This window comes from Priestia sp. 3CA3 (genome assembly GCF_056836725.1).
Map to the genome: position 1 here is coordinate 95,618 of NZ_JBXENJ010000005.1, position 13,059 is coordinate 108,676.

Genomic DNA, 13,059 nt, shown 5'->3' on the forward strand with positions numbered 1-13,059 from the left:
TCTTTATTTTGTCACCGTTTTTGTTGTTGCTTTACTCGTATTGTTCGCTTTGTCTTTTGCTGTTACGCTTAAAACTGTTTTTTCTTTTTGCTTTTTAATTTTTACTGAGTATTGTCCTTTGCTGTTAGCAGCAGCAGAGCCAATGCTTTTTTTGTTTACGGTTACTGTTACGGTAGCATTTGCTTCTGCTTTACCCGTTACAGCCGTGCTTTTTGTTGTGACAGCATTTACGCTTGGTGCAGCAGGAGGAGTTTTATCGCTCACTTTTACAGTCGTAGCTTTACTTGTGTTGTTAGCTGCGTCTGCTGCTGTTACGCTGATTGCTGTACCCGCTTTTTGTTTTTTAATCGTTATGCTGTACTGACCTTTTGCGTTAGCTTTTGCTTTGCCGATTTCTTTGTTGTTCACTTTGGCTACAACAGATGCATTTGCTTCTGCTGTTCCTTTAATAGCTGTATCCGCGTCGCTGACTGGATTCACTTTAGGTGCATTTGGAGCAATAACGTCACGCACCGTTACTTTTACTTCTTCACTTTCTTGTTTTTGGCTGTTTGTAGCCGTGATATACAAGACTGTGTTTTCTTTTTGTTTTGGAATCTTCACTTTGAACGCGCCTTTTGCATCAGCTTTTGCCGAAGTAATCACTTTTTTAGCGCTGTTTTTAACATTTACCGTAAAATTCGCTTTAGATGTTCCTGTTACGTATTCATCTTTATTCGTCACGGCTTTTACCGCAGGTTTGGCAGGTGCTTTTTGAACAACTGCACGAATGCTTGTGCTTGCTTTTCCGTTTGTGACAACCACTTGTAAAACGGTATCAGCTTTTTGAGCTGGAATGTTCACAGAGAACGTATTTTTTGCATCAGCTTTGGCAGTGCCAAGTGTTTTTGAGCCGTTCATCACTTTAACAGTTGAACCGCTTTGAGCTTTACCTGTAACAATTTTTTGCGTGCTGACAAATGTATTTACCTGCGCTTGCAGCTGCTGTGCACTTACCGCGCTGTACGCATTTAAACGTCCCCATCCTGATACGTAATCGTAGCCTGGAGCAGGGGGAGCTGCTGGACTTTCTTCATCATCGTATACAGGAGCATCTTTCTCGTCAAACTTAATATCTTTAGCTGTATCCGTTAGGCGTTTTTCAACGTCTTTTGGCTTTAAGCCTGGATTTTGGGATAGTAATAATCCCGCAACGGCTGCCACGTGAGGTGTTGCCATTGATGTTCCGCTTAAATAAGTGACGTTTCCGTCTGGAACAAGACTTGGAATATCAGAGCCTGGAGCTGTAATATCTAATCCTTTTCCATAGTTTGAGTAGTCAGATACGATATCTAAACGGTTTGATGCGCCTACTGAAATCGCATAGGCAGATGAAGCTGGGTAAGAGAGTTCTTCCATACCGTCGTTTCCGCTTGCAGCTACAACCGTTACGTTATGGTCGTATGCATATTTTAATGAATATTCAAGCACGCGGCTGTAAGATCCGCCAAGGCTTAAGTTAATGACTTTTGCACCGTGATCAACCGCGTATTTAATACCGTACGCAATTTGTTCTGTATCTCCGCTTCCAGATGCGTCTAGAATTTTAACCGGTAAAATTTTCGCATGAGAATTAATGCCGGCCATTGAATAGTTATTGTTTGCAGAGGCTGCGATAATACCTGCTACGTGAGTTCCATGTCCATTGTCATCAGTTGCATTCGACGAACGATCCACGTAGTTGTATCCAGTCTTTGTATCCACTACGCCTTTTAAATCAGCTAGTGATGAATCGACGCCCGTATCCGCAACAGCAATAACCGTATCTTTTAATTTTTGCCCGTTTAGTAATTTTTCAAGTGATTCGTATTGAATATCGGCATGCTGCGTACCGTCATTTTTACCCGTGTTATTTAATGACCATTGATACGGATATTGTGAATCCATTGAAAGAGCGTGGTACTCTTGAACCGGCTCGATAAATTCAGTTTCAGGAAGTGCCTGAATTTGTTTTGCCGTCATTTTACCTTGAGCAGACGACGTGCTGAAGCTTTTTCCATTGCTGTCATCTAATTGAATAACAAACATATTATCAAAAGAAGCAGCTGATTGTTTTAATGGATTAATAGATTCAATGCTTGCTGATTTTGACTGTGCTTTTGTTTTAAATGATTTAGCATTTGCACCATCTTTTAATTTAACAATATAGCGAGTTTCCGCTTTTGTTGAAACGCTGTTTGCGCTGACTAACTTAGCTCTTACTAATACAGACGATACGTTTAAGTCCGTTACGTCTTTTAATTTTGTCTGTGCTGCTACTTTTTCTAAGTCTTTCTTTAAAGCAGCCGGAACAGATTTATAAGCGATGCTGTATAAATCATTGATTGCTTTTTGATCAGCACTTGTAATCATATATGTGCTTGATGCGCCGTTTTTCGCTACATCTGTAAATAAACCTTTTAGCTGAACTAAATCTTTGTATACTTGTTCGCGCATTGATTTATCGATAATCATTTTAGAGCTGATAAACGGAGCGGCTTTGTAGTAAAGAGAAGAAAGGTCTTTTCCGCTTGCTGTTTTTGAAAGCACAGCGTCACGAATCGTACGCAAATCTTTTAAAATACCTTTTCCGTTTTCTTTTTGGCTTGTACTTAATTCAGCCGGGCATTCTTCTTCCATCATTTGAGAAGGAGGAAGTGAAGCGCCTTCATAGCTGATTGTATATGGAACTTCTGTTTTTTCTTCCGGCTGTGGTTCTGGAGAAGCTGAACCATCTTCCGCATCTTCTTCAATCATGTCGTCTTCGCTTCCATAATACTCAACTTTCACATAATAAGGGCCAGTCCAAGCGATTGGAAAATCAAGCTGAGCAGGCTCATCTTTGTAGGAGTATCCCATATAACGGTCAAATGCCACGTTGTTTTTGGCATTTTCAAGGCTAGAGTAAACCGTGATGTTTACTTCATCATCACTTTGAAGCTTAATTCGGTAGTGTGAAAACTTTGCTACCTCTTGCTTAGAAGGATTAATTTTGTACCAATGCGTTTGTTCTGGTTCTGTAAATGTTCCTTTTGCTGCTTTACCAATGCTTAATGTTTTTTCATTAGCAGGAGGATTGCCTGCTGCTTGTGTTTTCAGTAAGCCTAATTGGCTAAAACACAAGGTGAACATTAAAGCAAAAGCAATAAAACGATAAATTGACCCTTTTTTCATGTTAAACCTCCAAAAAAATATAGTAAAAAACAGGAATTACATACCTATTAAACCATAAAGTTTAAAAACTTGTAAATAATTACTGTTGCTTATTTTAGTATTTTGTCAAGTTATTAATCTGGCATAAAAAATGGTGAGATAAGTCCTAGTTGCAAAAAGTAGAAAAAATTGGAATAATAAAGATTGAGCCTATTTATAAGAGGCGAAAGTACGCTGAAAAGGGAAGAAGGGAATGAGAATTATTTTTAAAAGCAGAATCTGTTGGAGAAAATCTGATCGGTTTCTTTTTACCTGTGTTTATAAAGAGGAAATCGGGCTATATAAATAAAGATTGGAAAAATTTTCAGTCTAATTAAGTTCATTTGTAGCATATAATACGAGCTGGATTTCTTTTATAATAAACAAAAGCAAAGAAAGAGCAAATGGTGAAAAGGAGTGAAAGAAGTTGTCAAATGTGATGCAACGACAGGAAAAACGAATGAAGTTTGATGCCGAACAGCTTGCACCCCTTGATATTGATAAAGAGACAAAGAAGTTGCTAACAGAAAAAGGATTGCCCAAAGAAGCTTCACCATTTCTAGAGTTCGTTTCATCCAAAGGAAAGCTAACAACATTATGCGAAACATTTGAGTTATCATCTCGCTACCAGCACTATTGGTTTTTAGGAACAACCGGCGCTGGAGATCCAATTTGTCTTCATCAAAAAAACGGTTCGGTTGTGCTGCTCGATACGTCCAACGATGACTGCGAGCGTTTCGTGAATACAACTTTTCCGCAGTTTTTAGCATGCTTAGATGTGTTTGAAGAGCTAGTAGAAGAAACGATTCAAGCAAACGGAGAATCTGCATACTTAGAGCGACACATTCCTGCTGAGGTGCTGCAGCGATGCAAAAAACGTATGAATGAAATTGATGAAGCTTGCTTAGCCCCTTATTCTTTTTGGTTCAAAGAACTTTCTTTTTAATAATATAGTAGAAAAATAGACATGGCCGTTTTGGTCATGTTTATTTAGTTGTGGCTGCAGGGCTATTAATATAGATAGAATAAATAAAAATGATAGTATATAATGGATATAAATTCCTTTTTTTAGAGGGAGGAGAATGTAAATGATTTCTTTATTTGGATTAATGGGTGCTTTCTTCGTGCTGCTTTTTGGTGCGTCGCATTTCTTCTATAGAAGAAACTCGCCCGTGCAGTACGGAATTTCACTTAGCAGCATGCTAATAAGCATATTTCTATTTCTATATAGCATATTTGGAGTTGGCGGCTTTGAAGGAATGGGTCTTGGTGCTTTAGCGGCTGCTTTGTTTTTGGCGTCGGTTCTGAGCTTGTTCGTCAATGTTCTTTTTAATATCATAAATGGACGAGGGAAAGGTGCTGTATAAAATGGGAGAGATAACCTTTAGAGAAGCAGTGCGAGAAGATTTGGATCAAATTGTTGAAATGCTCGCGGATGATATGCTCGGAAGCAAACGAGAACGCTACGAATTACCGCTTCCAGACTGTTATGTCCAAGCATTTCAGGCAATTGATGCGGATCCAAACAATGAACTGATTGTCGCATGTAAAGATAGTAAAGTAATAGGTGTTCAACAACTAACCTTTACGCCCCACATTGCACGACAAGGCGGGTGGAGAGCCACGATTGAAGGAGTTCGAACCGCTTCGTCACAGCGCGGAAAAGGGGTTGGCTATCAGCTGATTACATGGGCGATTGAACGAGCGAAAGAACGTAATTGTCAGTTAGTACAATTAACAACGGACAAGGAACGGTCAGCTGCTTTGCGTTTCTATCAAAAGCTTGGGTTCACAGCTTCTCATGAAGGATTAAAGCTCCATTTGTAATTCGCTGTTAATGGTTGTATCCCCGTGGTAAGAATTTTTTGATTAAAATGAATTTTTTAGTTTAGTTCAATTGAAACGTGGTATACAGATAGTACAGAGCCGATAGAAATTTTTCTAAGGCTACTGTGAAAGGTAAATACTTAGCTTCATGAAGGGACTGGTTTAGTTTTGGAATACTTAACAGCAACTTCAGCAAACGTATTACCTAACATGAAAAGCAGATATTCTGATCTGACAATTGGCACTCTCGTTATGAACCGATATACATAGCGAAAGGGCCTCACAAGGGCAAATGAACATGAAATAATTAGCATGATATGAAGGGAAGAACCTGCATCAGTTTTGATGCAGGTTCTTTTTTGTGAGATGCGGCAAGAAATCCTATACAAAACTTTGGCAGGAATTTATATGTAAAATCTATAAGTTAAGTATGGTAAATTATTTTAACATTACAGATGAAATCATACATACGATAATTATGAAAGAAGCTAAAAGCCAGCTAGAACATTACCGCAAAAAAATCTTCAAATGAATGCACTACGAAATTTCTTATAACTTATTTGACACCTAAGGTATAAAAGAGTATACTTATGTTAAACATAGTAATTATGTCGGATAAGTAGGTTATGGTGCTGTGAACAAGACTTCTACTGATAAAGAGGAGATCTAGTCCAAAACGTACAGTCCGACTTTGATGAGATGCTTTCAAGCATCTTTTTTTTGTGCAAAAAAACAGCCGCAGGGGCTGTTATAGGGCAGTAATTCTTCCTTTGTAAGCATCAATCAACCGCTGGTTATGTTCATCTGAACCTTCCATGTTTCCGCTTAAAAAGACAGGAGGCGTGATGCCACGGCTGAGCAGTTTTTGTATGGCTTTAGATAGGACATCATTTAGAATAGCGCCTCCAATTACAGTAGAACCCGAAGCGAAAGAAATGTCTTGCTGATGAAGAAGAACGTCTCCTTTTGGAATATGATTATTAATAACAAGATCCACGACATCATGAAGGTATTTTCCGCTTTTATGTCGCGAAGCCCGGCTCGTGGCATAAGAAGGAGAGGTAAGCCCGATAACAAAGGCGCCTTTTTCTTTTGCAATCAAAGCTACATCAATCGGAACGGGATTTACGCCCGATGTAGAAATGACAATCATGATATCGCCTGGTACGATATCTTCTTTTTCCATAAAGGTGGAGGCATAGTCGTTTTTACGCTCTAGCTGTGAAGAGCGCGAAGCTCCTTTATGAAGCATCAGTTCTTCCACAAAAATAGGATGAATCGGCGCAAGCCCTCCAGAACGGTAAAACACTTCTTCTGTTAAAATATGAGAATGACCGCACCCAAATAAATGAATGAGGTGATGAGAAGCTAATTGCTGTGAGATTTTCTCGGCTGCGGATTCTATTGCCTGCTGTTCATGCGCCTCCACTTTAGCAAGCAGTTTTGTTAGTTCCTGTAGATATAAACTAGACATAAAAAAAACTCCTTAGTTTTAAGATCGTGTCATGTTAATCGTAAACTTATAGCGGTCTGCTCGGTACGAAGACTTCACCACTTCAAGCGGCGTGCCATCTTGCAAATACGTATTTCTTTGAATTAATAGAACGGGTGAATATGAGTTAATTCCAAGATGCTTCACTTCGGTTTCAGAAGCTAAAATGGATTCTAACGTTTGATTGGCTTCGCCAATATTTAGGCCTAGCTCTTCTTCTATATAGCGGTAAAGAGAGTCGTTAACAATGGATTCTGTTAACCCTTTGACTAAGTTAGCGGATACATATACGCTTTCGAGCGCCATTGGCACGTCGTCAGCTAAACGAATACGCTTGATTTCATAAACAGGTGCATGAAGAGAAATGTGCAGCTGCTCGGCAATTTTTTCTGAAGCCGCAATGATTTCAAAGCTCAGCAATTTACTGCTTGGCACCATTCCGCGCGCTTTCATATCTTCTGTAAAACTCGTTAATCCAACGAGCTGCTGCTCCAGTTTTTTTTCAGATACAAAGGTGCCGCGGCCTTTTTGACGATATAAATAACCGTCGTTTACTAAATTGTTAATCGCTTGGCGAACGGTCATTCTGCTGATTTCAAATCGTTCTGCAAACTCTCGTTCAGAAGGAAGCGAATCATTTGGTTTTAACTCTCCGTTTTCAATTTGTTTTTTCAACTGTTCTTCAATTTGATAATAAATCGGAAGAGGTGAGCTTTTATCAATCACTTAAGTTCTCTCCTTTATGTAAACCTCCTCATCTAAAAAAGACGAGGAGGCTATAAATTAAACCGTAGTCGATACTTTAGCTAAAGCTTCTTGGTCCGCAATAATTGTAACACAGTGATGCTTCTTTAAAATAGAAGCAGGGAAGTCTTCTGTGATTTCTCCGTTAAGCAGCTGATACATCGCTTCTGCTTTGGCTTCCCCGGAGATAAGCAGTAAAATTTCTTTGCTTTTCATAATCGATTCAATTCCCATTGTAATAGCCTGAGTAGGCACTTCGTCAAGAGAATTAAAGTAGCGCGCATTGGCTTTTCGCGTTGACTCTTCTAACGTCACAATATGAGTAGGAGAGTTGAATGACGTACCAGGTTCGTTAAAGCCAATGTGTCCGTTTTGACCGATTCCAAGAATCTGAAGGTCAATGCCTCCGTGATTTTGAATCATTTCATCGTAGCGGCGGCATTCTTCTTCAGGCGTATCAGCCAGCCCGTTAGGAACGTGCGTGTTGCTTACGTCAATATCAATGTGATTAAATAACGCATCTGCCATATAGTAGTGATAGCTGTTTGGATCTTGCGGCTTCATTCCCACATATTCATCTAAGTTAAAGGAAGTAACGTGTTTGTAAGACGTGCCGTGCTCTTTATGATCTTGAATTAAACGATCATATAATCCTTTCGGCGTGCCTCCCGTTGCAAGTCCCAGATTCATATTTGGTTTTTCATGAAGTTTGCTAATCAGCATATCAGCTGCTTTTGCACTCATTTCACTGTAGTTTTTCACTTGGATGATATTCATTGTTAGTCCTCCTTTTGAAAGCTCAATGTGCCTCGGCAAAATGTCATTTCAACATCTAAGTTTTCATTTAACACCACGATATCCGCATCTTTTCCAATTTTAAGGCTTCCTTTTGTATCAAACAGGTTAAGCTGTTTTGCTGGGTTTTCAGCGGTCATTTTTACGATGTCTTCTAATGAGCAGTTCGTAAAGCTCATCGTGTTTTTAATCGCATCGTTCATCTTTAAGATGCTTCCTGCTAACGTTCCATCTGCAAGGGTAGCCGTTGTGTCGTTTACGTGAACAGGCTGTCCGCCTAAATCATACGTACCGTTTTTTAGCCATTTGGCACGAAGAGAATCCGTGATAAGAATCATGCGTTCACTTGTAATTTGATCGTACGCAAGCTTGACCATTTCAGGTCGGCAGTGGATGCCGTCTGTAATCAGCTCTACAAATAATTCATTTCTCAAATAAGCGGCGCCTAATACGCCGGGCTCTCTATGGTGAAGACCGCGCATGCCGTTATATAAATGCGTAATATGAGAAGCTCCTGCTTCGATGGCTTCATCAACTTGATCATATGTGCTGTCAGAATGGCCAATAGAAGCGACAACGTTTGTTTCTTTTAAATAAGAAGTAAGAGATAAGCCGTTTGGCTGCTCGGGAGCTAACGTAACAAGTTTAATATGTCCTCCGGCTGCTTTTTGCCACTCTTGAAACAGTGCCACATTCGGATCTTGAATATGAGTAGGAGGCTGCGCGCCCGCACGTTTCGGTGAAATAAACGGACCTTCTAAGTGAATACCAACTACTTCAGCATCTGCATCTGTTTGCTCTTCGATATAAGCGCCCGCGTTGCGAAGTGCTTTTTCAACCGCTTCATTCGACTGCGTCATAGTAGTTGCTAAAAAGCTTGTTGTACCTTCTTTTGGAAGCGTGCGCGCCATTGTTTTTAATGCTTCTGCCGTACCGTCCATCGCATCGGCATTGTTAACGCCATGAATATGCACGTCAATGGCACCAGGAATCACTTTATAGGAAGGAGAAAGTTCAATTACATGGTCTTTCGGCTGACGTACGTATTGATGGATCTCTCCGATTTCAGTAATTTTCTTGTTCGTTAGTTTAATATACCCGTTTTTTAATGTCTGATTTTCACTATAAACGGTTACATTATAAATAATGATGGATGAATGTGTATCCATATATACACTCCTTTGCTCGTTGTATTGATTTAAGTGTAACGCTTTTTGGAATAGTTGTCTAGACCAGTTGATTCTTTTTTTGTGAATTAGAAAGTTTTGTAAGGGCTTTTAACATTGATATAGAGAGGTTTTTAAAAAGAAAATTGGTATAGACAACTATATATTTTGTGTGCTAGTATGAGTCCATGCAGTAAAACCGCCGTCATTTCAGCTGATGATGTAATCATAGGACAGGGATGAATGCGGTAACTTGTCATCCGATAAATACTGTTACGAAAATCCTTGCTCGTAACATCGGGTTAAATACGTTATACAAAGGGGATAGAAACATGCTGAATTTTTTACAACGTATTGGTAAATCGCTTATGCTGCCAATCGCAGTATTACCTGCTGCGGCATTGCTTCTTCGTTTGGGTCAAAAGGACTTATTGGATATTCCATTTATGGCTCAAGCCGGAGATGCGATTTTTGCGAATTTAGCACTACTGTTTGCGCTCGGTATTGCTGTAGGGCTTTCAAAAGATGGAAGCGGCGCAGCAGCACTTGCCGGAGTGGTCGGTTATTTTGTGTTAACAAAAGGTACTGTAGCTATTGATAAAGATATTAACATGGGTGTACTCGGCGGGATTGTCTCGGGGGTAACGGCTGGTTTACTATACAATCGTTTCTCAGCCATTAAGCTGCCAGAGTGGCTCGGCTTCTTTGCAGGAAAGCGGTTTGTACCGATTATTACGTCAGTCGTTATGCTTGCGCTTGCAGGAATCTTCGGGGTTATCTGGCCGCCGATTCAAGATCAAATTAACAACTTAGGAACGTGGATTACAGGAGCAGGAGCGCTTGGTGCAGGTATATACGGATTTTTAAACCGTCTGTTGATTCCAATTGGACTGCATCACGTGTTAAACAGCTTAGTATGGTTTGTATTTGGAGACTATCACGGCGTAACGGGAGATTTGAATCGCTTCTTTAAAGGCGATCCAACGGCAGGAACGTTCATGTCTGGATTCTTCCCGGTTATGATGTTTGGTTTACCGGCAGCTGCGCTTGCGATGATCGCAGCAGCTAAAAAAGAAAAGCGCAAACAAGTCAGCGGTATGTTAATCGGACTTGCTGTTACTTCTTTTTTAACAGGAATTACGGAACCAATTGAATTTTTATTTATGTTCGTAGCACCGCTATTATACGTTATTCATGCTGTTTTAACAGGAATATCGATGGCTTTAGCCGTTGCTCTTGGTATTCACGCTGGATTTGGATTTTCAGCAGGGGCCATTGACTTCTTCTTAAACTACGGAATTTCACAAAAACCGCTGCTGTTAGCGGGAATTGGAATTGTATATGCGGTCATTTACTTTGTCATTTTCTACACGCTGATTAAAGCGTTAAATTTAAAAACACCGGGACGTGAAGATGATGAAGAAGTAGACACATCAAACGAAACGGTTGTAGCAACAGGCGATAAATATGTGGATATGGCATCGTATTTTATTGAAGATCTAGGCGGAAAAGAAAACTTAACCGTAATTGATAACTGTGCGACTCGTCTTCGCTTACAAGTAGCTGATGCTAGCAATATTAATGAAGCTGCCTTAAAGCGCCACGGAGCGAGAGGAATCATGAAGCTCAATAAAACAAATGTTCAAGTCATTGTCGGAACAGAAGTAGAGTTTGTTGCAGACGCAATGAATCAATTAGTTAAATACGGCACAGCGTCAACCGCTGCACCTGTTGAACAACAGGCTGTTCAAGCAGATGCACACACAGAGTTTGTGTTACCGTTTGAAGGCGTTGTAAAGCCGCTTAGTGAAGTGGAAGATCAAGTGTTTTCACAAAAGATGATGGGCGACGGCTTTGCGATTGAACCGATTGAAGGAACGCTCGTATCACCGATTAACGGTGAAGTCATGACCGTGTTCCCAACAAAACATGCGATTGGCTTAAAAACAGTAGAAGGAATTGAAATCCTGATTCACGTTGGATTAGATACTGTGAATTTAAAAGGAGAAGGATTTCAAGCGCTTGTTCAAGAAGGTGACAGCGTTCAACAAGGAACACCTCTTTTACAGGTGGATTTAGAGTATGTTAAAAAGCATGCACCGTCGATTGTGACACCGGTTGTATTTACCAACTTGCCAGCGGATAAAGAAGTGAAGCTGTTAAAAACAGGCTACCAAAAGCAAGGTACAAAAGACGTTATTACATTTTAATAAAAAGAGGCTGGAACAAACCTGTTCTAGTTAAAAGAAGATCCGAACGATTCATCGTTCGGATCTTTTTATTGTGATGGTGAACGTAGATTTAATCTGTTTAGTTGCTTCTGGCTGTTGATTGGAGGGCAAGGCGAAGACTCCTGCGGGAAAAGCGGAACAGGTGAGACCCCGCAGGAGCATAAGCGACGAGGAGGCCTACCGGCCGCTCGCGGAAAGCGAAGCCTTGCACGGAAATCAACAGCGTTGTTGCAAGCAATCAGCTCATGTATCCTATTTGTTCGTTTTTATATGGGGTAATCTAGTTACGTTTCAATCTCTTTTTCTTTTCTTCATAATTGAGAGAATTTTGTGTTAAAATTTAGGGTGTTTGATACAGCTAGTGCGCAGCAGAGAGGGAGTAGAACAAGTGAAAAAAGAAACGGCATTATTCAAAGTAAAGGTGACAGCATGTTTATTATAGGAGCATTAGTCAATGGATTAGCAATTGTTGTAGGAACATTAATGGGCAAGCTTGCTCACCGCATTCCTGAAAAAGTAAGCGTGACGGTGATGCAAGTGATGGGGTTATCCGTTATTACGCTCGGTTTGCAAATGGGCTTTAAAAGTCATCAGTTTTTAATTGTGATTTTGAGCTTAGCCATTGGAGCGGTTATTGGTGAGTTCATTGATTTAGATGAAAAGCTAAACCTTTTAGGCAATATGATTGAACGAAAATTTCAATCACAGCAAAATGACAAGCAAACATTCAGTATGTCACAGGGCTTTGTAACAGGGACGTTGATCTTTGTTATTGGAGCAATGGCAATCGTAGGAGCATTAGACAGCGGAATACGAGGCGATCACAGCGTATTGTTTACGAAAGCGGTGATGGATGGGTTTATCTCCTTATTATTAACGACTACGCTTGGAATAGGCGTCATTTTCTCAGCGGTGCCCGTGTTTCTATATGAAGGCATCATTGCGTTATTTGCCACGCAAATTAATGCGGTTGTACCGCAAGATTTAATGAATAGTATCATTGCCGAAGTCACGGGAGTAGGGGGCGTGTTAATTTTAGCAATTGGAATTAATTTATTAGAAGTTATTAAAATTAAAGTTGCGAATTTACTGCCTTCGATTTTAATTGCGGTTGTGATTGTAGTTGTACAGCATACATATTTTTTATGAAGAAAAAGCTTGTGAATAGTATTCGCAAGCTTTTTTGTATCTATATGAGCAAAAGTTAAGGAAGTAGCAGGTATAAAGTGATACGTGGATAATGGTATAGGATGAACAGAAAAACAAAAAGGAGGATTAAAAATGCGGAGTCCTGTTTTCAACAAAATGAATACGGTATTTATCCACGTCTCCAATTTAAAGTCTTCAGTAAAATGGTATAGCGAGCTACTGAGTCAAGAATACAAGATGAGCGAGGTGAAGAACCCCGTTTATAATCTTAAAATTGATGGAGAAACAGGATTAACGCTGGATGCTGGCCCAGAAGGAACAGAAAAACAAATAGTGGCTAGTCTCCATCCAATTTTTAATTTCCATACGGAAGATATTAAAGAAGCCTATGAATTTGTTAAATGAATGGACTATACGATTGATTCTCCGATTACTTCTTTTGATG

12 protein-coding genes are annotated in these 13,059 nt (G+C 39.9%); 7 read left to right on the forward strand and 5 right to left on the reverse strand.

Annotated elements, in window-relative coordinates:
* Positions 1–3: 3 nt before the first annotated feature.
* Positions 4–3,192, reverse strand: coding sequence for a S8 family peptidase (locus AC1VNJ_RS14645; protein WP_482640994.1), 3,189 nt, complete (start codon positions 3,190–3,192; stop codon positions 4–6).
* Between the two features lie 454 nt (positions 3,193–3,646).
* Here AC1VNJ_RS14645 and AC1VNJ_RS14650 point away from each other — a divergent pair, with 454 nt between their 5' ends.
* From AC1VNJ_RS14650 to AC1VNJ_RS14660, 3 genes are all read left to right on the forward strand, one after another.
* Entirely contained in the window at positions 3,647–4,156 is a 510-nt protein-coding gene (locus AC1VNJ_RS14650; RefSeq protein WP_223546654.1) for an SUKH-4 family immunity protein, read from the forward strand.
* A 142-nt stretch (positions 4,157–4,298) separates the two neighbouring features.
* The gene (locus tag AC1VNJ_RS14655; protein ID WP_311265116.1) at positions 4,299–4,577 is read left to right on the forward strand and encodes a YesK family protein; all 279 of its coding nucleotides are present in this window, start codon (positions 4,299–4,301) and stop codon (positions 4,575–4,577) included.
* A 1-nt stretch (position 4,578) separates the two neighbouring features.
* Positions 4,579–5,037 carry a GNAT family N-acetyltransferase gene (locus tag AC1VNJ_RS14660; RefSeq protein ID WP_482640995.1) on the forward strand — a complete coding sequence of 153 codons (459 nt, stop codon included), beginning with the start codon at positions 4,579–4,581 and terminating at the stop codon, positions 5,035–5,037.
* Positions 5,038–5,785: 748 nt separating this feature from the next.
* Here the strand turns inward: AC1VNJ_RS14660 and AC1VNJ_RS14665 are convergent.
* The 4 genes from AC1VNJ_RS14665 to nagA are packed head-to-tail and all read right to left on the reverse strand — an operon-like array spanning position 5,786 to position 9,237.
* On the reverse strand, positions 5,786–6,511 hold the full coding sequence (locus AC1VNJ_RS14665) for an SIS domain-containing protein (protein WP_099330728.1): 726 nt from the start codon (positions 6,509–6,511) through the stop codon (positions 5,786–5,788).
* A gap of 18 nt (positions 6,512–6,529) precedes the next feature.
* A complete protein-coding gene (locus AC1VNJ_RS14670) occupies positions 6,530–7,255 on the reverse strand; it encodes a GntR family transcriptional regulator (protein ID WP_034270436.1) in 726 nt (241 codons plus the stop codon).
* A gap of 57 nt (positions 7,256–7,312) precedes the next feature.
* Entirely contained in the window at positions 7,313–8,050 is a 738-nt protein-coding gene (gene nagB, locus AC1VNJ_RS14675; protein WP_033578330.1) for a glucosamine-6-phosphate deaminase, read from the reverse strand.
* A gap of 2 nt (positions 8,051–8,052) precedes the next feature.
* The gene (gene nagA, locus AC1VNJ_RS14680; RefSeq protein ID WP_328179934.1) at positions 8,053–9,237 is read right to left on the reverse strand and encodes an N-acetylglucosamine-6-phosphate deacetylase; all 1,185 of its coding nucleotides are present in this window, start codon (positions 9,235–9,237) and stop codon (positions 8,053–8,055) included.
* 329 nt (positions 9,238–9,566) lie between these two features.
* On the opposite strand from nagA, the gene nagE reads away from it, so the two are divergent.
* The 4 genes from nagE to AC1VNJ_RS14700 all read left to right on the forward strand — a co-directional run bounded on the left by nagE (position 9,567) and on the right by AC1VNJ_RS14700 (position 13,019).
* Positions 9,567–11,444 carry an N-acetylglucosamine-specific PTS transporter subunit IIBC gene (nagE, locus tag AC1VNJ_RS14685; RefSeq protein ID WP_028414222.1) on the forward strand — a complete coding sequence of 626 codons (1,878 nt, stop codon included), beginning with the start codon at positions 9,567–9,569 and terminating at the stop codon, positions 11,442–11,444.
* 117 nt (positions 11,445–11,561) lie between these two features.
* Positions 11,562–11,744, forward strand: coding sequence for a hypothetical protein (locus AC1VNJ_RS14690; protein ID WP_080754389.1), 183 nt, complete (start codon positions 11,562–11,564; stop codon positions 11,742–11,744).
* Positions 11,745–11,894: 150 nt separating this feature from the next.
* Positions 11,895–12,614, forward strand: a complete 720-nt coding sequence (locus tag AC1VNJ_RS14695; protein ID WP_482641054.1) for a DUF554 domain-containing protein — start codon at positions 11,895–11,897, stop codon at positions 12,612–12,614.
* Positions 12,615–12,746: 132 nt separating this feature from the next.
* A complete protein-coding gene (locus AC1VNJ_RS14700) occupies positions 12,747–13,019 on the forward strand; it encodes a VOC family protein (protein ID WP_482640996.1) in 273 nt (90 codons plus the stop codon).
* The last annotated feature ends 40 nt before the right edge of the window (positions 13,020–13,059 follow it).